Annotated in this window: 17 protein-coding genes, 1 tRNA gene and 1 riboswitch; of the genes, 11 read left to right on the top strand and 7 right to left on the bottom strand. The window is 52.4% G+C overall.

What is annotated here, in order from left to right:
* Window positions 1–9 precede the first annotated feature (9 nt).
* Window positions 10–366 (top strand): 50S ribosomal protein L20, encoded by a 357-nt coding sequence (gene rplT / locus H8S80_RS21620; RefSeq protein ID WP_002603683.1) that lies wholly within the window; start codon window positions 10–12, stop codon window positions 364–366.
* A 119-nt stretch (window positions 367–485) separates the two neighbouring features.
* Here the strand turns inward: rplT and H8S80_RS21615 are convergent, their stop codons facing one another.
* Together H8S80_RS21615 and H8S80_RS21610 are read right to left on the bottom strand one after the other, a co-directional pair.
* A complete protein-coding gene (locus H8S80_RS21615) occupies window positions 486–1,319 on the bottom strand; it encodes a DUF4397 domain-containing protein (protein ID WP_002603684.1) in 834 nt (277 codons plus the stop codon).
* Between the two features lie 77 nt (window positions 1,320–1,396).
* Window positions 1,397–2,296, bottom strand: a complete 900-nt coding sequence (locus H8S80_RS21610; RefSeq protein ID WP_117632856.1) for an AraC family transcriptional regulator — start codon at window positions 2,294–2,296, stop codon at window positions 1,397–1,399.
* Window positions 2,297–2,523: 227 nt separating this feature from the next.
* Between H8S80_RS21610 and H8S80_RS21605 the strand changes: the two genes are divergently transcribed.
* A complete protein-coding gene (locus H8S80_RS21605) occupies window positions 2,524–3,996 on the top strand; it encodes an alpha-L-fucosidase (protein WP_117632854.1) in 1,473 nt (490 codons plus the stop codon).
* Window positions 3,997–4,009: 13 nt separating this feature from the next.
* Here H8S80_RS21605 and H8S80_RS21600 read toward each other — a convergent pair whose 3' ends face one another.
* Together H8S80_RS21600 and H8S80_RS21595 are read right to left on the bottom strand one after the other, a co-directional pair.
* Complete coding sequence (locus H8S80_RS21600; RefSeq protein ID WP_002603687.1) at window positions 4,010–5,536, bottom strand: response regulator transcription factor; 1,527 nt, start codon at window positions 5,534–5,536, stop codon at window positions 4,010–4,012.
* On the bottom strand, window positions 5,529–7,388 hold the full coding sequence (locus tag H8S80_RS21595; RefSeq protein ID WP_181988013.1) for a histidine kinase: 1,860 nt from the start codon (window positions 7,386–7,388) through the stop codon (window positions 5,529–5,531). Before H8S80_RS21595 ends, H8S80_RS21600 begins: the two co-directional genes overlap by 8 nt.
* A gap of 181 nt (window positions 7,389–7,569) precedes the next feature.
* Here H8S80_RS21595 and H8S80_RS21590 point away from each other — a divergent pair, with 181 nt between their 5' ends.
* The 5 genes from H8S80_RS21590 to H8S80_RS21570 all read left to right on the top strand — a co-directional run bounded on the left by H8S80_RS21590 (window position 7,570) and on the right by H8S80_RS21570 (window position 14,407).
* The gene (locus H8S80_RS21590; protein WP_117632852.1) at window positions 7,570–8,919 is read left to right on the top strand and encodes an ABC transporter substrate-binding protein; all 1,350 of its coding nucleotides are present in this window, start codon (window positions 7,570–7,572) and stop codon (window positions 8,917–8,919) included.
* Window positions 8,920–9,012: 93 nt separating this feature from the next.
* Window positions 9,013–9,894 carry a carbohydrate ABC transporter permease gene (locus H8S80_RS21585; RefSeq protein WP_002603690.1) on the top strand — a complete coding sequence of 294 codons (882 nt, stop codon included), beginning with the start codon at window positions 9,013–9,015 and terminating at the stop codon, window positions 9,892–9,894.
* Complete coding sequence (locus tag H8S80_RS21580; protein ID WP_002603691.1) at window positions 9,894–10,724, top strand: carbohydrate ABC transporter permease; 831 nt, start codon at window positions 9,894–9,896, stop codon at window positions 10,722–10,724. Before H8S80_RS21585 ends, H8S80_RS21580 begins: the two co-directional genes overlap by 1 nt.
* A 54-nt stretch (window positions 10,725–10,778) precedes the next feature.
* On the top strand, window positions 10,779–12,566 hold the full coding sequence (locus H8S80_RS21575; protein WP_243007962.1) for a glycoside hydrolase family 36 protein: 1,788 nt from the start codon (window positions 10,779–10,781) through the stop codon (window positions 12,564–12,566).
* 139 nt (window positions 12,567–12,705) lie between these two features.
* Window positions 12,706–12,806, top strand: a riboswitch (purine riboswitch).
* Between the two features lie 269 nt (window positions 12,807–13,075).
* On the top strand, window positions 13,076–14,407 hold the full coding sequence (locus H8S80_RS21570; RefSeq protein ID WP_117632850.1) for a uracil-xanthine permease family protein: 1,332 nt from the start codon (window positions 13,076–13,078) through the stop codon (window positions 14,405–14,407).
* Between the two features lie 67 nt (window positions 14,408–14,474).
* On the opposite strand, the gene H8S80_RS21565 is transcribed toward H8S80_RS21570, so the two are convergent.
* Window positions 14,475–14,547: transfer RNA gene (locus H8S80_RS21565), tRNA-Asn, on the bottom strand.
* Window positions 14,548–14,713: 166 nt separating this feature from the next.
* Between H8S80_RS21565 and H8S80_RS21560 the strand changes: the two genes are divergently transcribed.
* Complete coding sequence (locus H8S80_RS21560; RefSeq protein ID WP_117632849.1) at window positions 14,714–16,009, top strand: TrkH family potassium uptake protein; 1,296 nt, start codon at window positions 14,714–14,716, stop codon at window positions 16,007–16,009.
* A gap of 12 nt (window positions 16,010–16,021) precedes the next feature.
* On the top strand, window positions 16,022–16,696 hold the full coding sequence (locus H8S80_RS21555; protein WP_002603695.1) for a potassium channel family protein: 675 nt from the start codon (window positions 16,022–16,024) through the stop codon (window positions 16,694–16,696).
* A 115-nt stretch (window positions 16,697–16,811) separates the two neighbouring features.
* Here the strand turns inward: H8S80_RS21555 and H8S80_RS21550 are convergent, their stop codons facing one another.
* Together H8S80_RS21550 and H8S80_RS21545 are read right to left on the bottom strand one after the other, a co-directional pair.
* On the bottom strand, window positions 16,812–17,738 hold the full coding sequence (locus tag H8S80_RS21550) for an NAD-dependent epimerase/dehydratase family protein (protein WP_117632848.1): 927 nt from the start codon (window positions 17,736–17,738) through the stop codon (window positions 16,812–16,814).
* The gene (locus tag H8S80_RS21545; protein WP_117632847.1) at window positions 17,735–18,574 is read right to left on the bottom strand and encodes an AraC family transcriptional regulator; all 840 of its coding nucleotides are present in this window, start codon (window positions 18,572–18,574) and stop codon (window positions 17,735–17,737) included. Before H8S80_RS21545 ends, H8S80_RS21550 begins: the two co-directional genes overlap by 4 nt.
* A 277-nt stretch (window positions 18,575–18,851) precedes the next feature.
* On the opposite strand from H8S80_RS21545, the gene H8S80_RS21540 reads away from it, so the two are divergent.
* A complete protein-coding gene (locus H8S80_RS21540) occupies window positions 18,852–19,967 on the top strand; it encodes a Gfo/Idh/MocA family protein (RefSeq protein WP_117632846.1) in 1,116 nt (371 codons plus the stop codon).
* Window positions 19,942–21,954: a glycoside hydrolase family 20 zincin-like fold domain-containing protein gene (locus H8S80_RS21535; protein WP_181988012.1), complete on the top strand. Its 2,013-nt coding sequence runs from the start codon at window positions 19,942–19,944 to the stop codon at window positions 21,952–21,954. Before H8S80_RS21540 ends, H8S80_RS21535 begins: the two co-directional genes overlap by 26 nt.
* Window positions 21,955–21,962 lie beyond the last annotated feature (8 nt).

Below are 21,962 nucleotides of genomic sequence, written 5' to 3'. Positions count from 1 at the left end.
GAAAAACCGATGGCAAGAATTAAAGGCGGTATGAACGCTAAGAAGAGACATAACAGAGTGTTAAAGATGGCTAAAGGCTACAGAGGCGCTCGTTCCAAACAGTATAGAGTAGCAAAGCAGTCTGTAATGAGAGCATTAACCAGCTCCTATGCAGGCAGAAAAGAAAGAAAGAGACAGTTCAGACAGTTATGGATTGCACGTATCAACGCAGCAGCACGTATCAATGGCTTATCCTACAGCGTATTTATGCATGGATTAAAGTTAGCTGGTGTTGATTTAAACAGAAAAGTCCTGGCTGACATGGCTGTTAATGATGCGGAAGGCTTCGCCAAGTTAGCAGAACTTGCTAAGACAAAAGTGGCTTAATTGATGATAAATCTATCCCCTGTAAACGCGTGATAAGTGTTTACAGGGGATTTTTGTGTTTCGTCTGTATTTACCGTTTTGTCAATCCCCATTTACAACCGCCGGGCAGCCTTACAGGATTAATTTCTCCGGTCCTCCACCAGCAGTGTCTGGATCGTATCGGGAGTTGGGCTCCAGTTCAATACGTAAAGGGTGTAGGTGCGTCCTGGACGCAGCGTGACGGTGGTGGAGACCAGCGTGTTCTGCGGCTGGGCGGAGCGGGCGACGTTTACCGTGTAGGTTCCGCTTCCCATAGAGCTGAAGCTGGCCGCCTGATTGAAGTTGGTCGAGTTAAAATAGACATTTCCGATGACCGTGTTCACCGGCCCGCTGTAGTAGGCCAGATTGCAGACCCTGAAACATGCGTTTGCATTGGGCGTCGGGCAGGTGGTGTCGGCGATCGATGTCAAATCCAGTCCGGTGGACGAATTGATCACTGCGATGGTGGCCATGCCGTCTCCGACATACATGGATTTCTGCACGTAGGTATAGCCGTTTCCGACTACGGAAAATCTGTGATAGCCCTGTGAGATCTGCTGATACCTCGTCAGCTCAGGGAAGTTTAAGTTAGAGTATACCGGACGGTTATCGATGTAGATGGTAAAGGCATTATAGCCGGTTGCCGCATTCAGGAACCGGATGCTTCCGCGCGCCCACTGGTTGGTGTTGCAGAACAGACAGGGCATCGGTGTCGGAAAGAACGGCGGGTAAAAAGGTGGATAAGAGGGGCCTTCCGGATAAGGGCGATCCGGGATAACGCCATCCGGGTATGGAGGCATAACGGAAAAATCAGGATCGATCTCCTCATCAAATGGAGGGATTACGTTGCCATAGTCCGGTACTAAAAATCCCGGATCGATATCGTCATCATTTGCCTGTGTTGCGGAAAGAGGAAGCGTTTCAAATTGAGTCATAAGATATTTCCTTAATTAATGTCTTTATAATTATTGTATTGTATTTTATCAAAGTAGTGACCCAATCTTGCGTTTTTCTAAAAAACATTTTCCGAAAGGGGGCGTGGACCTGCTTCGAAAGATGATTTCCTGCGAAATTCCCGGGCGCTCATGCCGGTATACGTTTTAAATGCATAGGAAAAGTGTTCGGAGGAGGAGTAGCCGGTCATCTCCGCGATCTCACCGACCGGCAGTTCCGTTGTTTTCAGCAGAACAGAGGCGGCACCGATGCGGGCTTCGGTCCGTTTCTTCAAAAAGGTGCTGTTGTAATACTGCCGGATCAGCCGCTCCGTCTGCCTGGGCGAGAGATGGATCCGCCGGGCAAGCCGTTCCAGCGTGATGGTCCGGTATTCATATAAAAACGCTTCCTCCACGATCAGAGACAGGCTGCTGTCCCCGGAAGCATCTTCAAAGCCGTTTTCAGGAACCGGCTGATATGCCTCCGGCTCCAGATAATTGCGCGCAATACAGACGATCAGCTGCTGAAAAAGAGCGGAGAGAAGCGGCCTGTATCCCGGCTTTTTCTGTTCCAGCTCCTGAAAAATCGTATCAAACAGGGGAAGAACCTGCTGGGTATCCTGCCCCATCCAGAAGGCCTGTTCCAAAAAGGGCGTCAGGAATGAGGTGCGCTCCATTTTTTCGAAATCAGGGAATACGCGCAGATAGATGCAGGATTCCACCATGGGATCAGACGGATCGGGAATCTGCTCATGAAGGATGGAAGGCCCGGTGGTATAGAGCGTATTCTGTCCGACGCGCCGGGGGACGCCGTCTATCACCACGGTCCCGGAGCCGTGCCGGATATAATGAATCTCATAACACCCTCTGCCGTGGGCGTGGGCGGGGATGGACCGGACCATTCTGCCGGTGGATACCATGGAGACCTGGAAGGAAACATGTTCTAATGGAAAGGTAAAATTCAAGCTGTTATCATGCATAAAATAACGCCTCCGTGCCGCGGAAATGAAGTTCTGTGTTCTGGTTTTCAGACAGAACTATCATATCCCGTAAATAAAGAAAAGTCAAACATAAACATTCGAAAAAACGACATATACCGGTAAAATACGTCAGCTCCTTCTCTTGGATTCCAGGCCATAATTCCGTATGATAGAGAGGAACAGGAGTGGCTGCGCTGTGCGGTGAACCGCGCGCGGAAAGGAGAAGCATGTATCATTTACAACCGTATTTGGAGGAAATCGACCGGGTGATTGAACAGGGGCCCTACACGGATACGTGGGAATCGCTGTCGGCCTATGAGCCGCCGAAGTGGTACCGGGACGGTAAATTTGGTATTTTTATTCACTGGGGAATCTACAGTGTCCCAGCATTTGGAAATGAATGGTATTCCCGCAATATGTATATCCAGGGGTCGAAGGTATATGAGCATCATACGGCGGTCTATGGAAAACACGAATCGTTTGGATATAAGGACTTTATTCCGCTGTTTACGGCGGAACAGTTTGATGCGGCCGCCTGGGCGGATTTGTTTACGGAGGCGGGGGCATCCTACGTAGTGCCGGTGGCGGAGCACCACGATGGATTTATGATGTACCGCAGTGAGATTTCCCGCTGGAATGCCTGGGAGATGGGGCCGAAGAGAGATGTTCTGGGTGAACTGACAAAGGAATGCCAAAAGAGGGGGCTGGTAAACGGAGCGTCGTCCCATCGGGCGGAGCACTGGTTTTTCATGGGACACGGCAGAGAGTTCGACAGCGATATCAAGGAGCCGATGGAGCGGGGGGATTTCTACTGGCCGGCCATGCCGGAGCCGGACCATCACGACATCTATGGAAAGCCGGAGCCGACAAAGGAGTACTTAAACGACTGGCTGGTCCGCACCTGCGAGATCATCGACCGGTATCATCCAAAGCTCCTGTATTTCGACTGGTGGATTCAGCACAGCAGCTTCAAACCGTATTTGCGGAAGCTGGCGGCTTACTACTATAACCGCGGAGTCCAGTGGGGAGAAGCGGTGGTCATCAATTATAAGCATGATGCATTTCCGTTCGGGACGGCGGTTCCCGATGTGGAGAGAGGCCAGTTTGCCGATGTAAAGCCGTTTTTCTGGCAGACAGACACGGCTATCGCGTTAAATTCCTGGTGCTACACGGAAAACAACGAGTACCGTCCGGCGGCGGATATTATCTGCGACCTGATCGATATTGTCAGCAAAAACGGCTGTCTCTTGCTGAATGTGGGGCCCAAGGCAGACGGGACCATATCCCAGGAGGACAGAAACGTGCTCCTCGAAATCGGAAGATGGCTGAAGGTCAACGGCGAGGCGGTATACGGCAGCAGGGTCTGGAGAAAATACGGCGAAGGTCCCACAAAGGTGGTGGAGGGACAGTTTACCGACAGAATCAGAAAGCATTTTACCCCGCGGGATTTCCGGTTTACGACGGCCAATGGTTACTTATACGCTGCCGTCCTGGCGTGCAGTGAAAGCGGGGAATACGTGATTGAATCCCTGGCGGAGCAGGACGCGTCGAAGCTGCCGAAATTCCATGGAATCATCCGCTCGGTCGAGGTCCTGGGAAGCGCAGAGCCGCCGGAGTGGAGCCGCGATGAAACCGGGCTTCATATCCGGACGAAGGTGTCAGGCGGTTATCCGCTGGTATTTAAGATATCGGTGGATTAATGGGGAACCTGCGCTACGGCTGGGAAAGAATCCTGTACTCGGAAGGAGATTTCCCCGTAATGGATTTAAACGCCTTGCTGAAATAATACTGATCGGAGTAACCGCAGAACTCCGCCACCTGGCGCACGGAAAAGTCGGAGTTGGCAAAGTATTCGCAGGCGTGGCGGATCCGCACGGAGGTCAGATATTCGATGGGCCGGGTTCCCGTATATTTCTTGAACATGCGGCTGAAATAGGCCGGTGTCAGGGAAAAAGCGGTGGCGATGTCATTGATATTGATGTTGGCGGCGTAGTTCTTCTCGATGTATTCCTGAATATCCGCGGCCATTCTGGCAGAGTCGGACTGGCCGGAGGTGTTGCAGAGGGAGGCGTTCTGCATGAGCTGCTCCACGAAAAACTTCAGGTAGGAGTAGAGATCCCCGTAGCTCTTGGAGTAGGTGATGTATTCGTCGATCTCCAAATCAAAGTCCACCGAGGTCTGCTCCGGAAAACAGTCTTTAAACAGCTTTTTTAAGCAGTAATCGACGGTGATCTGGGCCGCGTTCTGACTTTCGAGGGCGTCCAAAAGCGCGGCCATGGTCTCCTGGAATCTGGCTTCATCCTGGTTCCTGACACAGAACAGGAATTTCTGAAGCTGTGCGGCGGTCAGATAGGACGACAGGTCAGGCATATTCATTTCAAATGGTTTGGCTTCCAGAAGGGAGGAGCGCCCGAAGAGCAGGTTCCGCTCCGTATAAGTCCGCATGATCTGAACCTCCATGCCGATGTTGTCCACATGGCGGATGCGGCGGCTGATACAGACGGTTATGGGGAGGCCGGACCCTGAGGAAGCGGAGAGAACATCCTCTGCGATCTGCCTCGCCGTCGTGGATTCGGGATTGCTGCAGCAGACGAGACAGATGCGTTCGTTCTCGTGCCTGCCGGAGAATAAGTAAGTCATCTCGCCCTCCTGCTTCCGGGAGCGGCATGCGGTTTCCAAAAGGTGAAACGCCCCCACGTCCTCATGGGGCAGGGCGTAATCCAGAAGGAACGTGGGATAAGAGCCCGCCGTCATCAGAAGAAGCTGATAGCAGTCGTAGGGAAACGTCGTGTTGATATGCCCGGTCCGGGTGCCGGGAGACTGAATCAGGGATTCGAGGAGATGGCGGTTGTAATCTTTCTTTTTCATGGATATTTTCTCTTTCAGCTCTGAGAGAACGTAGGCAATGTCGTCTGCCGAAAGCGGCTTTAAGAGATACTCATCCACACCCAGCTTCATGGCCTCCCGGGCAAATTCAAAGTCCCGGTATCCGCTTATGATGACGGTGTGGATCTGCCTGTTTTCGGCCTTCAGCCGGGAGATCACCTCCAATCCGCTCAAAAACGGCATCTTGATATCGGTAAAGAGAATATCCGGCTGGAGCTCCGCCGCTTTTTCATAGGCCGCTCTGCCGTCGGTGGCGGTCCCGGCTATCTCCATATCCGGATCGCATTTTTCAATTTTCAAGCACAAATCCTTCAGAATCAGTGGCTGGTCTTCGGCGACGACGATCTTAATCATGTGTTATTTCTCCTCTTATTGTGATGAGACAGCCACCGGGGCTGTTCTGATTGTCGGGGCGGCTCACGCACAGGGCGCGGGAGCCGCCGTTTTCTATGTACATATCCACATTTCCGTTAAAATACAGGAACAGCCTGCCGTAGATATTTTTTAATCCCAGGCCGTCAATCTCCAGGTCACGGTATAAGTCTGCCGTTTTTCTGGAGCCGTAGGCGTCCTTGAATTCCTGGAAATCAGAGAGCGCCTCCGGTGAAAATCCGCTGCCGTTATCGGCGATCCGTATGAACCAGGAGGCGCCTTCGATGGCGCAGCTGATGGTGATGTGCCACGGGGGCAGACACTCCCGGAAGCCATGCTTGAAACAGTTTTCCACTAACGGCTCGATGGTCAGCCTGGGCAGAAAGAGATTGGCCGTTTCGAGCGGGGCGTCAATGGTGTAATCGAAGCTGCCGTCATAGGAGATTTTCATGAAGTCCAGGTAATTCCGGGTGTGGCGTATCTCCTCGGTGAGCTTGGCCTCCGGGCTGGAGGAGGTGATGTAGCGCATCATGGAAGAGAACTGCTGGCACATCCTGGAGGTGACCTCGCTTCCGTAAATCTCACTGGCCGCGCTGATGGAGTTTAAGGCGTTGTAGAGAAAATGAGGGTTAATCTGGGCCTGGAGGGCCGCTAAGTTGGCGTTGCTCTCCCGGATCTGGGCCTCGTATACCTCCTTGATGGAGTCCTTCAGCTTTACCAGCATCTGATTGAAGGAGCTGTTGATGAGCTCAAACTCATCGAGGAAGTCCGAGGACAGGTTTAAGGGCGCATCCTGGTCGAGGCTCAGCGCGTTGATGTAGCGGATCATCTGGTTCAGCGGCTTCGAAACGATGGAGATAATGACGAATATGATGGCGCAGGTGGTGGTCAGAATGAGGATGACGGCCAGGATGGTATTGGTCGCATTCTGCTTCCGATACTGTGCCAGCGTGCTCTGGTTGGAGACTAAGAGTACGTGAAAACGGTTATTTAAGATGGAGCTTCCGTAATAGGCGTATTCATCGCTGTAGAAATCCGGAACGCCGTCCCTAAACTGCGCAACAATATGATCGATGGTTTCAGGGGGAAGGACGGTGACGGTCTCCTCATAGGGATAAATCTGGCGGCAGCCGGAATCGAGGATTACGATCTCCTTCTCGTCTCCGAAGCTTTCCTGGCGGCAGATGGAATCCAGGTGGGCATAGGGCACCTGGATCTCGACGAGTGTGTCCTGAGTCGTGGTGATGTCGGAAAAATTCCGTATGGCGGACAGCACGACCTTGTCGTCGCCGGACCACGGGGAGAGGTGGGGGCCTAAGTAGAGCTGGTCGTACCGTGCCTCCATAAGCTTTTCGAAGGAGCGGTCCGACGACAGGGCGCGTTTTAACAGGCCTTCATCGTGAAGATAGAGGCCCGTATAATAGAAATAGTCCAGATTCCGGTTGTAGAGAAGCACATTGGAGATGATGGGTGAAAACATCATGTTAATCAGTGTCTTCTGGATTGTCCTGGTCTTTTCCAGCTCCTCCATCATCTGCTGCTGGGTGAGCTGGGAATCACGGATATTCAAATTCAGCACCGTGCCCCGCAGCGTGGAATTCTTTGTGATGGAGGTGGCGGCCACATCCATCTGCTCATACAGCGACGCGATCTGGGAGGAGATGCGCTCCAGAACCATGGCGGAGCCGCGGTAATCATTATCCTTTGCATTTTTAAGTGAAGTCATGGAAAATAAAAGGGATACGAAAAGCGCGATGAACAGGAAAATTCCGGCCACGGAAAGAAACAGCCGGAATTTGAATTTTAGTTTGAAATGCCTCTTTTTTAAATCCATGTCAGTCTCCATTTCCTTCTGAGTGATTACCTATATCATAGCGAAAAATCGGTGGAATGACAATGGAAAAAAGAGAGGTCAAAAAAATACAAACGGATAAGAGAAATTTTTCCATTCGCTTTTTTCTGAGAATCAATTATACTGATTGCACAACAGATGAAACAAATTGAAGGAGGTAGCTATGAAGAAAAGACAATTGACAGGTGTTCTGTTATGCGCGGCTCTTGCGGCCGGAATGCTGGCAGGCTGCGGCCAGAAGGCCGGGACAACGGAAACGGCAGGAGGACAGACTGCGGCGGAAAGCCAGAAGGAGACTCAGGGAGAGAAGAAGGCAAAGGGCGTAACCATCACCGTAGGCTTAAAGGCCTCGCATGTGGAGATATCCAATATTGAGACCTTTAAGAAAGGCTGGGAAGAGGCTACGGGCAACACCGTGGATGTGCAGGCCATCGATGATGACCAGTTCGACTCCCTGCTTCAGACGAAGATGTCCACCAACGGCATGTGGGATATTTTCATTGGAGATACCGGTACGCAGGCGGCTTCCTACCAGCATGCAAAGAATCTGGTGGATTTGTCGTCAGAGCCATGGGTCGCCAATTTAACCGATACGGGGAAGGAATTTGTCACACACAGCGACGGTAAAATCTACTGTTTCCCCAACGGAGGAGTCAATTCCTTCGGAATCGTCTATAACAAAGAGGTATTTGAGAAAAACGGCCTGGAAGTGCCGAAGACCTTCGAGGAATTTAACGCGGTATGCGACACGTTAAAGGCGGCAGGCATCATACCGGTCTACGTGTCCATGGCGGATGCCTGGACCGTAAACCAGATCATCAACGGCGAGTGGCCCAATATTCTGGCTGCTAATCCGGACGCGCTGGAGAAGCTGAATAAGAACGAGATCCGCTGGGATTCCCTTCCGGAATTCAATGACTTATACGTCAGAATGAAGGGCTGGGTGGACAACGGATATGTGAACAGCGACATGGCTACTGCAACGTACGAGATGGGACAGAAGGCAATCGCTTCCGGAACCGCCGCCATGATGTACATGGGCGACTGGGCAGACCCGGAGTATGCCAAGACAGAGCCATCCGGAAAAGGAAAGATCGGCATGTTCGCGGCGCCGACGAAGGATGGCGACAGCCGTCTTGCGATCGCAGGCCCTGGCGGATATTATATCTCGAATCAGTCTGCCAATGTAGATGCGGCAAAGGATTTCTTAAATTACATGGCATCTGATGAGAATTTAAAGCTGAACATGGATACGAGAGCGTGTACATCGGTCTGGAAGTCTGTTGACGCGGAAAATCTAAGCGTGACGCTTCAGGATACCCAGAGCTATATCGATCAGGGGCTGACAGAAATTCATTATAACCAGACGTATGTAATTACCCCATCCGACGATGCCAACAGCTCATTCCTTTCCGTCCTTCTCGGCCAGAAGAGCCCGGAGGACTGCGCTAAAATATGGAGCGACGCGGTGATCGTGGTAGGGAAGCAGCTCGGATTCGACGGATTTAAGTAAGGATTTAAACATGTGATTGAATCGTTTGGACTGTCTTACAGAGCTTTTTCGGGAGCGGTTGTATGACAGTCCTTTTTAAAAGGAGGCAGTCTTGTGAGCAAGCTGGAGAAAAAGTATTATCCGCTGGTGTTTGTCGTGCCGGCGCTCATCATATTCACCCTGTTTTATGTCTGCTCGATAGCGGGCGGCTTTGTGTTTTCCTTTACAAACTGGAGCATCTACAACTTTGAAAGCCCGGAGTTTATCGGCATCGAGAATTTTAAGGACTTATTCGCGTCGCAGAGCTTTCTGCCAGCGCTCGGCCATACCTTTTCGTTTGCCGTGATTACCACCGTCATTAAAGTGGGACTGGGCCTGGTGTTCGCCCTCCTTTTAAACCGGGCGTTTAAGGGCCGGGATTTCTTCCGGGCCATCATATTCCTGCCGTGTACCATCGGAGCACTGGTGATTGGTTACGTCTTCACCTTTATTCTCCAGCCGGACACGGGCGTACTCAACGAGTTTCTGCGCGGCATCGGTCTTAGCGGGCTGGCGCTCAACTGGCTGGGAGATCCGAAGATCGTCCTGTTTACCGTGTGCGCCGTGGAATCCTGGATGTGGATCGGATTCAATACGGCCATTATTCTGGCGGGCCTTCAGTCGATCTCGACGGATGTCTACGAGGCGGCCAGGCTGGACGGGGCCAGCGCATGGCAGACGACGCGCCATATCACGCTTCCTCTGGTCACGCCGTCCATTAATACCACCATTACCTTATGCGTCATCGGCGGCTTCAATATATTCGATATCGTCATGTCCATGACAAACGGCGGGCCAAACGGGGCGACCCAGGTGATCAGCAAGCTGTCGTATGACGCCATGAGGATCGGAACCATGGGATACGCCTCCGCGATCAACCTGATTCAGTTCCTGCTGATCGTGATCGTTATTTCACCGCTGTTAGGCATACTGAGAAGAAGGGAGCCGGATATCTGATGAATGCAAAGACAAAAAAGAGAGTTTCCCGCGGGATCGTCTATGTGATCTGTGCGTTTATGGCGTTTCTCGTGCTGTTTCCGTTTCTGCTGGTCCTTCTGACCTCCTTCAAATCCGTGTCTGAGGCCGCGGTGGTGACATTTTCCCTTCCGGAAAAATTCCTGTGGGAGAACTTTGCCTACGTAATCGAGAAGGGACAGCTGCTGCGGGCGTTTAAGAACAGCCTGATTATCACCGGCTCGGCGGTGACGCTGACGGTGTTTGTGGCCTCGATCACGGCCTTTGTCCTGACGCGGCGTTCCGACAGGCTGAGCCGGATTTTGAGCAATTACTTCCTGATCGGCATGATCGCGCCCCTTTCTCTTATACCAGAGGTGATGATCGTTAAGTTTTTAGGACTCAGCGGAACCTACGCCGCGATTATTCTGATCCATGTGGCTTCCAGGCTGCCGCTCAGCATCATGATCTATTCGGGCGTCATCAAGGGGATTCCCAGGTCCCTGGATGAATCGGCCATGCTGGAGGGCTGCGGACTCTTAAGCATGTTTTACCGGGTGATTTTTCCGCTGTTAAAGCCGGCCGTCTTCACAAATATCATTATCACCTTTATGGGGGTATGGAACGATTTTCAGATCTCCCTGTATTTTGTGACGGATACGGCCAAGAATACGCTGCCTCTCAGCATCTACAGCTTTGTCGGCTATATGACGTATAAATGGAACTATGTGTGTGCGTTTATCGTTTTGTCGATCCTTCCGATTCTTTTGATCTACGGTATTGCACAGAAATATATCGTTGACGGGATGATTGCAGGCGCTGTTAAAAGCTAAAGCGGCCGAAGGCAGAAAAAACTGACATGACAGGAGGAAAAGCCATTGTGCAGCATGATGAAACGAACAATAGAAATCCGGGAGGAAGGCGTGCCGGAGGAGCTTTTAGTGGTAAGGAAATCGTGGGAGGAAGGCGGCGTCCGCTTTCTGTCCTGGTCCTTCCGCGCTGAGCGGGAGACGGTATTTCCGCCGGTGCGGGTTCACATCGCGGTTCCGGCCAGAGGCATCCATTACCGCTGGACACCCAAGCTCCACTTGATCAAGGCCCTCAATTCGGACTGGTTCGAGAACCTGTATGAAACCAGCGGATTCACGGGGGCGCCGGTGGAGTGCCTGATCGCGCAGGATAATAAAAACTGCGCCGTTATCGCCCTGTCCGACACGCTTCATACCATCGGACTGAAAAGCATCCCCGTGGAGGAGACCGCACAGTACGATGTGGAGATAGCCCTGTTTGAACGGGAGGCATACCGTGGGCTGGAGTATTCGGTTACGGTGCGCGTGGATACCCGTCCCCTGCCTTATTATGAAGCGCTTGCGGACACGGCAAAATGGTGGGAGACCATTCCTGGCAATGAACCGGCCGTGGTGCCGGAAGCGGCCAGGGAGATCATGTATTCCACCTGGTACAGTTACCACCAGAACGTGGATGAAAAGACGCTGTTCGCCCAGGCGGAGCTGGCGAAGGAACTCGGATGCGGCAGCCTTCTCCTGGATGACGGATGGCAGACGGAGGATACCGGACGCGGTTATGCATACTGCGGAGACTGGAAACCGGCCCCCTCCAAATTTCCCGATATGGCTGGATTTGTAAAACGGATGCACGATATCGGCATGGGCGTCATCCCATGGTATTCGGTTCCCTTTATCGGTGAGCGATCGGAAAATTTCCAGCGGTTTAAGGACATGCTCATCGACCCGGATGCAGAGCGGGAGTGGCATGTGCTGGACCCGCGGTATCCCGAGGTCAGGGAATTTTTGATCGGTATTTATGAAAAAGCGCTTCTGGACTGGGATTTAGACGGCTTCAAGCTGGACTTTGTGGATGAATTCGTGGTTACGCCATTTGGCGGGAGGGAGGAGGACGAAAGGCGGGACTGCACTTCCTTTACCGAGGCGGCCGACCGGCTGATGAAAGACTGCATGGCGCGGTTAAAAAGCCATAAGGCGGATATTATGCTGGAATTCCGGCAGACGTATAACGGGCCGCGCATGCGCAGCTTCGGCAATATTTTCCGCGCCGTGGACTGCCCCTTCGACGATGCAGAGAACCATGTGCGCGTGACGGACCTCCGGCTGATCGCAGGGGAGAGCGCGGTGCACTCCGATATGCTCATGTGGGATCGGGAGGATACTGCGGCGGGGGCGGCCCTGCAGATAATACAGATTCTGTTCAGCGTGCCGCAGCTCTCCATGAGGCTGGAGGAGCTTCCGCGGGAGCATAAGGAGATGCTAGCTTACTACTGCGGCCTGTGGAAACGGTATAAGAAGGCGTTTCTGGAGGGGAGCTTTGAACCTTTGAACCCGCAGTGCCGTTATAACGTCATCATGGGCCGTGCGGGGGAGCAGCTGGCCTGCACTTACCACAGCCGGGAGCTGGTCTCCGTGCGTCAGCCGGCAAGAGAGATGGTGTTTGTCAATGGAACCGGGAGAGAGGGACTGCTCCTCCGCCTGGGAAGCGGCAAAACGGTGTATAAAATGACGGTGCGGGAGTGTACGGGCGGGCTGCTGTCCTCCGGCCTTCTGACCGACGACGGCGGGATTCTCACCGTACCGGTTCCGGCGGGCGGAACGGTTGAACTTATAGAAGATGGATCGGATTTTTCTATTCACAAATCTTAAAAATATGCAGATTAAAATAAAAAGTTTTATTATGCATGATATCTAAAATAATTTAAGAATACCTAAAAAATATGTTGACTTTATTGATAAAAATGTTTATAATAAAACATATCAAATCAATGTTTTTGTGAAAATTGAATAGAAATAACCGTATGCATCTTGTATATGTCCAGGATAATGGCCTGGACGTTTCTATCCGACTTCCTAAATGTCAGGGCTACAGGAGCAGCTTTTAAGCTGCCTGTCTCCGACAGCCGGGAAGTCTTTTTTGTTTCACCAAAAAGGACGTCCTAAGGAACAAAAAAGACTTCCCGGCTGGACGGTATGACACGCTATACGGCAGATTCCGATTCTCATGGTAAAGAGGGGGTGAACGATGACTGAAAAGTGCCGTAGATGAAGGAAACTGCAGACGGTGCTCTCTGCTTTGATGACAGGGGGCGGAACGCGGACAGTTCAGCAGACGACGGCAAAAACATTGAAATAAGAAAATGATAAAGGAGAATATCATGAAAAGCAATGCAGAAGTCAGCATTAACAACATTTACAGACTGGACGGGCGTGTGCCTCTGGGAAAAGCGATCCCCTTCGGTCTGCAGCATGTACTGGCAATGTTCGTGGCGAATCTGACTCCAATCGTCATCGTGACCGCGGCGGCGGGCTTAGAGACCAGCCAGACGGCTGCCCTGATCCAGAATGCCATGTTCATCGCAGGGGTTGCTACGCTGATTCAGTTGTATCCGGTCTGGCGCATCGGTGCGAAGCTTCCGATCGTTATGGGAGTGAGCTTTACGTTTGTGACCATTTTGAGCTCTGTGGGGGCCAAATACGGCTATCCCTCCATGCTGGGGGCCATTCTCGTCGGCGGCCTGGTGGAGGGAACTCTGGGCCTGTTCGCCAAGTACTGGCGAAAGCTGATTTCCCCCATCGTATCGGCCTGTGTCGTGACCTCCATCGGTTTTTCACTCCTGACAGTGGGCGCGCGCTCTTTCGGCGGCGGTTATTCCGATTCCTTCGGTTCTGCAACCAACTTATTAATCGGTACCGTTACGCTCCTCAGCTGTATTCTGTTTAATGTATTTGCAAAGTCCTTCTGGAAACAGCTTTCCGTCCTGTTTGGCCTGGTGGTGGGCTATGTGCTCGCCATCGTACTTGGCGTTGTGGATTTGTCCGGGATGCTGGAAGGCGGTATTTTATCCCTTCCGCGTATTCTGCCGTTTCTGCCGGAGTTTCACGCCGGCGCCATTCTGTCTGTCGTTGTGATCTTCCTGGTGTCGGCGACGGAGACGATCGGCGACACGACCGCCATGGTCGTATCCGGTCTCGACCGCGATATTACGGAGAAAGAGATATCCGGCTCCCTGGCCTGTGACGGATTCGCCAGCAGTATCTCCTCACTGTTCGGATGTCTTCCGGTAACCTCCTTCAGCCAGAACGTGGGGCTGATTGCCATGACGAAGGTCGTCAACCGTTTTACCATCATGACGGGCGCTATCTGCATGATTCTGGCCGGACTGTTCCCGCCGATCGGCTCCTTCTTCGCATCTCTTCCGGATGCCGTTCTGGGCGGATGTACGATCATGATGTTTGGCTCCATCATCATCAGCGGTGTGCAGATGCTTGCCCGCGCTGGCTTCAGCCAGAGAAACACGATTATCAGCTCCCTGTCTCTGAGCGTGGGAATCGGATTTACCCTGCTTCCGGAGATCTTCCAGATCTTCCCTGCCATCCTCCAGGATGTGTTTGCGGAAAACTGTGTGGCGGTTGTATTTGTTCTGGCTCTCGTACTTAACCTGATTCTGCCGGAAAATATGGATATTGAGAAGGCAGTGGAAGCGTAATCCCATACTTAACAACAAAAAAAGATCAGATATCGTGACAGATATCTGATCTTTTTCTTATAAAAAACTCCCCGAGTAGGACTTGAACCTACGACAGCGCGGTTAACAGCCGCGTGCTCTACCGACTGAGCTATCGAGGAATATAGACATTATTATACCCAATGGAAATAAAATGTCAAGGGTATTTTGGAAAAAAGTAAAAAAAAGTTTTTTCAAAGTTAAGGATGTGTTAAGTATTCTGATAAAGGATTGAATCCCGGGCATGTTTGTGCTAACTTAGCCATATCATAAAAAGAGAGGTGCATGATGAGTGAACATTTGCGTAAATTGAGCCCGGGCCGGATTGTCGTGCTGGGCTTTGCTTTCGTTATTTTGACAGGAAGCCTGATTCTGTGGCTCCCCATTTCGGCAAACGAGGGGGTTCACGTGAACTACATAGACGCCCTGTTTACGTCCACCAGCGCGGTGTGCGTGACGGGGCTGATCGCAGTAGATACGGCGGATACCTTTAATGTATTCGGCAGGACGGTGGTAGCTCTCTTAATCCAGATCGGCGGTCTGGGAGTTACCTGCGTCGGCGTCGGCTTTATTCTGCTGGCAGGCAAGAAGATAGGAATTCATGGCCGCGTGCTGATCCGCGATTCCATGAACTTAACAACGGTAAAGGGCGTGGTGGCGCTGGTGGAATCCATTCTCTTTATGACGCTGCTGTTCGAGGGCATCGGCGCGTTTTTAAGCTTTTTGGTATTTTCCAGGGATTATCCGGCTCTGGATGCGCTGGGAATCAGCGTGTTCCATTCCGTGGCGGCGTTTAACAACTCGGGTTTTGACATCCTGGGAGGACTGACAAACCTGATTCCATATCAGGACAACGTCCTCTTGAATCTTACCACCTGCGGCCTGATTATCTTCGGCGGCCTGGGATTTCTCGTAATCCGGGAGGTGTGGGCGAAGCGCTCCTGGAAGAAGCTGAGCCTCCACTCGAAGGTCGTCATTCTGACCTCTGCCGTGCTGCTGGCTGCGGGAACCATACTGTTAAAAATGACAGAGGAGATTACGTGGCTGGGTGCCCTGTTTCAGAGTACTTCCGCCAGAACAGCGGGATTCTCCACTTATCCAATCGGAAATTTTTCCAACGCGGGCCTGTTTGTCCTGGCGATCCTGATGTTTCTGGGAGCGTCGCCGGGATCGACCGGAGGCGGTATCAAGACTACGACCACATTTGTGCTGGTAAAGAGCATGTTCAGCGCGGCGACCAACAGGCACTGCAGCGCGTTCAAACGCCGGATTTCGCCGGAGGTGATCTCACAGGCATTTATCATCACCATACTGGCGCTGGGAGTGGTCTGTATGCAGACCTTTCTGATGTGCCTCGTGGAGCCGGAATACGATTTCATGAAGCTTCTGTTTGAGACGGTCAGCGCGTTCGGAACCGTAGGCCTTTCCACCGGAATTACGCCGGATTTAAACGGATGCGCGAAGCTGATTCTGGTGCTTACCATGTTTATCGGAAGGCTTGGACCGCTTACCATCGCGACCATTTGGAGCTTTAAACCGAAGGCGGGCGCGTGGTACTCGGAAGAAACTATTACAATAGGGTAGAGGAGAGAGACAATGAAACGCAGGAAAGATACGATAGAGTATGGAATTATAGGTCTGGGAAGATTCGGGATCGCACTGGCGACCGCCCTTTCCGAGGCAGGAAAAGAAGTTATGGTGGTTGACAACACGGAGAGCAAGGTAAAGCAGATCCGTGATATGGTCTCGGAGGCCTTCGTCGTCGAGGGAATTGACAAGGCGTCGTTCGAGAGCGCCGGAATTCAGAACTGTGAGACGGTGATCGTATGCATCGGTGAGAAGATCGATACCAGTATACTGGCCACCCTGACCGTCATATCTATGGGAGTGCCCAGGGTCATATCGAAGGCCACCAGCGCGGAGCACGGCTGTGTGCTGGAGAAGATCGGAGCCGAGGTGGTGTACCCGGAGAAAGATATCGCCATCCGTCTGGCCAGGCGCCTCGTATCGCCCCATGCGCTGGATTTCATCAGCCTGAACGACGACATCGCGGTCTCGGAGATCCGGCTTACAACGGTGCTGGAGGGCAAGAGCGTGATGGAGGCGGGAATACGCAACCAGTTCGGCTTAAATATCGTGGCGATGGAGCGGGAGCATGATACAACCATTGACATTCAGCCCAACTACCGGTTCCGGAAGGAAGACGTAATCGTGGTGATCGGAAAGCGGGATAATATCAATCGGTTTGAGGCGTATTTGTCGGAGGAATAAGAAGTAAAGGTGAAGAGGCTGTTCGGAAAGAAAAAGGTATTCCGGACAGCCTCTTTGTCTGCTCGTACAGCGGGCCAGACACCCTGCCAGTATGAGCGTTTGGCGGCATAGGGATTTATAAATATCCAAGAGATTCCAGATGGAGTTTTAAGCCTTCTGCCAGCGGTGTATCGGGCAGCCGGACGCCGGCGGCCTTTAGTTTCGATAAATCGTAGATCCGGTGGCATAAATGGCCGGAATATTCGGGATGGGCATCAAGGTATCCGGTGAGAGGCAGTTCCCGTATGGTGATTTCCACACCGAGAAGCCTTCCCAGGATTTCGTAATACAGGCGGTTTTCCACCGCCTCCGGGCCGCCGATGCAGAAGATCTGCTGAAAGGCGCCTTCCCGGTTTACCGAGTCCAGCATGGTGCGCGCCAGATCGCGGACGAAGACCGGCTGTGTGATGTGGATTCCGCCGGTTACGAGGGAGAGGGGCTGTCCTGCCAGTATGAGATCCGGCAGCTCCTTCTGGCGGCTGTGCTCCGGATAGCAGCCCAGCAGAAAGCCTGGGCCGTAGATATGGCCGGGACGAAAGAGCGTAACGTTAAGTCTGTGCTCCCCTTCTCCGGAAAAATAGCGGAGAAAGACGTTCTCCATCTTCCGCTTGTTCCCTGCATAGCTGCATTCCTCCGGGGCGCCCTTTTCCTCCACGAAGAATCCGTCTTCCGCCTGAGGTGTCGCCTTGCGCGCCGGATCGTAGACGGAGTCGGTCGAGATGACCACCAGCCGGCTGCTCACGAAAGGCAGCACCTCCAGGTCCTGCTCTGCATGGCGTTCGTTCATGCAGATGCAGTCGAAAACCACATCCCAGGTGACACCCGCTCCCAGGATGGCCTTCTTAAATCCTTCCCTGTCGTCCCGGTCCGCACAGAGCGGGATAATTCCAGCGCCGAGAGGGCGTTTTCCCCTGGTGAGCGCCCAGACCTCATACGTTTCTTTCGCCATGGAAGCCAGCATACCGCTTAAGCCGCCGCTTCCTCCGATAATCAGTGCTTTCATTCTTCTTTTCCTCCTGGTAGTAAAATCGTGTCTTCTTTTTTCTTTCTTCTTTCCGGCGGAAACATGCCGGAGGGCGGAATCCCCTTCTTCTCCTTAAACAGCTTGCTGAAGTAGAAGATATCTGAAAATCCGCATTGCAGCGCCACCTCACTGACGCTGTATTCCCCGCTTTTTAACATATTCTCCGCATAGTTTAAACGGAGTGAGATGAGATACTGCTTGAAGGTCATCCCCATGGCCTCCCGGAACAGACTTCCGTAGTAGACGGGATGGAGATGGAACTGGCGGGCCATCAGATCGATGGTCAGCGGTTCCGAATAATGCATGCTCATATAGCGGATGCTGTTTTTGATGCGGGGGTCTTCCTGGCTTAAATGGTTTTCATTCAGGATCAGGTTGGATATCTGATACAGGATGAGGCATAGGATTCCGCGTATCTTCAGCATATATCCAAAATCCCTCTGCAGCCATTCCTCGTGGATTTCGTGGAAACGCGAGATCAGCCGGGGGATGATCCCGATGTGGCTGATGATGGGAAGCGGCAGGCGGGCCTCCTGGCCGAACTGATCCCGCAGAAAGATGTTGGTGGAGTAGCACTCCATCAGGTCTTCCGGGATGTTGACGGCCGCCCGGTAGGTGTTCTGAGGGATGCAGATTAAATCGCCTTTTTTTACAGTATAAATGTGGCCTCCGATGTTGTACTCGGCCTTTCCGTCTATGACGTATGTAATGTCGATGAAGGGGATCACATTCGCGTCGATTTTCCAGTTGGGCGTGCACTTCCTGTGGATGTAATAATGAAGTTCAGGAATCATGTTGTTAAAGTCAGGAATCATAAAAGCTCCTTTTCCTCCCGTGATGAAGAGATAACGCTGTCTGTGGTATGGCTTCATTATAGAGGAGGAAAAACAATTGCGCAACGGAGTTTTTAAACAGAATTTTATCTTTAATAATTACAAATGGCCTTTGATTCCTTCATTCTTTTTTATTGTGCAACTTGTTATAATGCATTTGTAAATAAACAACATTTAAAAACACTTTGCACAGGGAAGTAACGCCGCCCGGCGGAACCGGTCTCTGCGCAAAAGTAAAAAGTATAAAGGAGGGAAGACCATGACCGGCGTCGCAGTGATCGGAACAGGCGTAATTTCAGAGAGCCATATCGAGGCGTATCTGGCCTTTCAGGACAGGTGCCATATCGCAGCATTGTGCGATCTCGTTCCCCAAAAGGCGGAGGCGCTGAAAGAAAAATACCATTTAAAAGACACCGCAGTTTACAGAGGCTGCAAAGAGATGGCAGAGCGGAGCGACATCCGTCTGGTCAGCATCTGTACCCCGCCGTTTACCCATGGGGAGAATGCCGTGACCTGCATGAAAGCGGGAAAACACGTCCTGGTGGAAAAGCCCATGGCGTCTTCACTGGAAGAGTGCGACGAGATGATGCGGGTTCAGCGGGAGACCGGCTGTTATCTGGAGGTTGTCTCTCAGAACCGCTACCTTCGGGACAACCGGAGCTTAAAGAGCGTAATCTCCTCCGGAGCCGTGGGAAAGGTCTTGTTCGGGCAGGTGGAATCCCTGTGGTTCAGAGGCCGGGAATACTACGATCTATGGTGGCGGGGCACGTGGGAAATGGAAGGCGGAGGCTGTACCCTAAACCACGCCGTACATCAGATCGATCTGCTGAACTGGATCATGGGAGCTCCCCGCACGGTGACGGCTGTCCTGGGGAATGCAGCACATGACAATGCCGAGGTGGAGGATGTGTCCGCCGCGATTCTTACCTATGAAAGCGGCGCGCTCGTGACGGTAACGGCCTCTCTCGTAACGCACGGGGAAGGGCAGAGGCTGAGCTTTCAGTGCGAAAAGGCGGGCGTGGCGTCGCCGTGGAGGGCGGTGAGCAGCAGGTCCGCATCAACGGGCTTTCCTGTCGAAAATGAGGCGTTTGAGGCACAGCTTCAGACGCGTTACCAGGAGATGCCGCCGCCCCGGTATACCGGTCATAAAGGCCAGATCGATACGGTGCTGCGTTTCCTGGAGAGCGGGGAACTGCCGCCGGAGAGCAGCGCGGACGGCCGCCTGGCGCTGGAGGTGATAACCGCCATATACCAGTCGGGCTTTACGGGCCAGACGGTCACGCTGCCGCTGCCGAAAGATGCGCCCCTTTATACGAAAAAAGGATTTTTGGCAAATGGAAAGCATTTTTATGAGAAAGAGGCGCATCAGAAATGAGGCGCTGTGGAGGACGGAAATCATGCACGGACGGAGAGACTTCTGCTGGCTGGCAAAACAGGTGCAAAACAAAAATATAATTACTTATTATCTGGATGATGGGAAGAAAACGGCAGTTACAGAGACCATTGAGCGGGAAATGCCGCTGCTGTTTAAAGAAATCAGACGATCCGGTTCGCCGGATGCCTCGATTGCTTTTTTACCGGGAGATGAAACGGCGCTGGGGACAGAAGGGTACCGGATCGTGGAGACGGAGGAGGGTTATAAGATAGAAAGCGCGTCTCCTGCGGGATATTTATACGGTATGTACGGGCTGCACCGGCTTCTGACCACACAAAATGAGGCTGGATTTCCGTATGAGTCGGTACCGGATCAGAGCATCCGCATGATCGATCATTGGGATAATTTCGACGGTTCCATCGAGCGCGGTTACGCGGGAGAGTCCATATTTTACGATCACAACACCTTTCGGGGGGATATGGAGCTTATCCGGCAGTATGCAAGACTGCTGGCCTCGGTGGGGATCAATGCGGTTCTGATCAACAATGTCAATGTACACAGACCGGAAACATTTTTCGTAACAGGGGAAGCTCTTGCGGAAATCAGAAGGATATCCGATGTCCTGGCTGCTTACGGAATTAAGACGTACCTATCCGTTAATTTTGCGGCGCCCATCACGGTGGGACGGTTAAAGAGCGCAGATCCCCTGGAGCCGGAGGTGGCTTCGTGGTGGGAGGAGACGGTTAAACGAATCTATGAGGAGATTCCTGATTTTGCCGGCTTCGTGGTAAAGGCGGATTCGGAAGGAGAACCCGGGCCGTTCACCTACGGCAGGAACCATGACGACGGTGCCAATATGCTGGCGAGGGCGGCAGGGCCCTACGGAGGAGTCATTATCTGGCGCTGCTTCGTATACGACTGCTCCCAGGACTGGTGGAACCGGGAGGCGGACCGCGCACGCGCCGCTTACGATATCTTCGAACCTCTGGACGGCAGGTTCCTGGACAATGTGATTCTTCAGATCAAGAACGGCCCCATCGATTTCCAGATCAGAGAACCGGTGTCCCCGCTGTTTGGAGCTTTAAAAAAGACAAATCAAATTCTGGAATTTCAGATTACACAGGAGTATACCGGACATCAGAGGGATATCTGTTACCTCGTTCCGATGTGGAAGGAAACCATGGATTTTGATACGAAACACGGCAAAGGCCTGACGGTGAAGGAGGCGGTGAGAGAGAACTCCCCTGTCCGCGGCCGATCCGGCATTGCGGGCGTCGGAAACGTGGGAATGGACGCCAACTGGACGGGCAGCAAGCTGGCCCAGGCCAATCTCTACGGCTTCGGAAGGCTGGTCTGGAATCATGAATTATCAGCAGAGGCGATCGCCGAAGAATGGGTCCGCCAGAGCTTTTGCCTGACCGAAGAAAAGTGCGGTAAGCTGGAGGCGATTCTGACGACATCGAGGGACGTGTACGAGGCTTATACCTGTCCTCTTGGCGTTGGCTTCATGTGTAAACCCGCCGTCCACTACGGCGTCGATATCGATGGCTATGAGTACGACCGGTGGGGGACATACCACTATGCCGACAGAGACGGAGTCGGAAGGGACAGGACCGTGAAGACGGGGACCTCCTATACGAGGCAGTATTCCGACGCGCGATTTTCTGAATATGAGGACCTTTCGTCCTGCCCCGATGAGCTGCTGCTCTTTTTCCACCATGTGCCGTACACCCATGTGCTGCATTCGGGAAAAACGGTGATTCAGCACATCTACGACACTCATTTTGAGGGCGTGGAGCGGGTGAGAGAATATCAGGCAGTATGGGAAAGCTTAAAGGATTCCCTGGATGAGGAGAGCTACTTAAATATGAAGGAGCGCCTCTTCTGGCAGCTGGAAAACGCCGTCAGCTGGCGTGACCAGGTAAACACGTACTTTTACCGTAAGTCGGGAATCCCCGATGAAAAGGGTAGAAAAATATACCAATAAATAAAAAG

The organism is Hungatella sp. L36, from assembly GCF_014288035.1.
This window is presented reverse-complemented; position numbering and strand designations above follow the sequence as displayed.

Excerpts from the sequence above, each read along its gene's own strand:
- rplT (WP_002603683.1), top strand. The coding sequence starts at position 10 with ATGGCAAGAATTAAAGGCGGTATGAACGCTAAGAAGAGACATAACAGA.
- H8S80_RS21615 (WP_002603684.1), bottom strand. The coding sequence starts at position 1,319 with ATGACTCAATTTGAAACGCTTCCTCTTTCCGCAACACAGGCAAATGAT.
- H8S80_RS21610 (WP_117632856.1), bottom strand. The coding sequence starts at position 2,296 with ATGCATGATAACAGCTTGAATTTTACCTTTCCATTAGAACATGTTTCC.
- H8S80_RS21605 (WP_117632854.1), top strand. The coding sequence starts at position 2,524 with ATGTATCATTTACAACCGTATTTGGAGGAAATCGACCGGGTGATTGAA.
- H8S80_RS21600 (WP_002603687.1), bottom strand. The coding sequence starts at position 5,536 with ATGATTAAGATCGTCGTCGCCGAAGACCAGCCACTGATTCTGAAGGAT.
- H8S80_RS21595 (WP_181988013.1), bottom strand. The coding sequence starts at position 7,388 with ATGGATTTAAAAAAGAGGCATTTCAAACTAAAATTCAAATTCCGGCTG.
- H8S80_RS21590 (WP_117632852.1), top strand. The coding sequence starts at position 7,570 with ATGAAGAAAAGACAATTGACAGGTGTTCTGTTATGCGCGGCTCTTGCG.
- H8S80_RS21580 (WP_002603691.1), top strand. The coding sequence starts at position 9,894 with ATGAATGCAAAGACAAAAAAGAGAGTTTCCCGCGGGATCGTCTATGTG.
- H8S80_RS21575 (WP_243007962.1), top strand. The coding sequence starts at position 10,779 with ATGATGAAACGAACAATAGAAATCCGGGAGGAAGGCGTGCCGGAGGAG.
- H8S80_RS21570 (WP_117632850.1), top strand. The coding sequence starts at position 13,076 with ATGAAAAGCAATGCAGAAGTCAGCATTAACAACATTTACAGACTGGAC.
- H8S80_RS21560 (WP_117632849.1), top strand. The coding sequence starts at position 14,714 with ATGAGTGAACATTTGCGTAAATTGAGCCCGGGCCGGATTGTCGTGCTG.
- H8S80_RS21555 (WP_002603695.1), top strand. The coding sequence starts at position 16,022 with ATGAAACGCAGGAAAGATACGATAGAGTATGGAATTATAGGTCTGGGA.
- H8S80_RS21550 (WP_117632848.1), bottom strand. The coding sequence starts at position 17,738 with ATGAAAGCACTGATTATCGGAGGAAGCGGCGGCTTAAGCGGTATGCTG.
- H8S80_RS21545 (WP_117632847.1), bottom strand. The coding sequence starts at position 18,574 with ATGATTCCTGACTTTAACAACATGATTCCTGAACTTCATTATTACATC.
- H8S80_RS21540 (WP_117632846.1), top strand. The coding sequence starts at position 18,852 with ATGACCGGCGTCGCAGTGATCGGAACAGGCGTAATTTCAGAGAGCCAT.
- H8S80_RS21535 (WP_181988012.1), top strand. The coding sequence starts at position 19,942 with ATGAGAAAGAGGCGCATCAGAAATGAGGCGCTGTGGAGGACGGAAATC.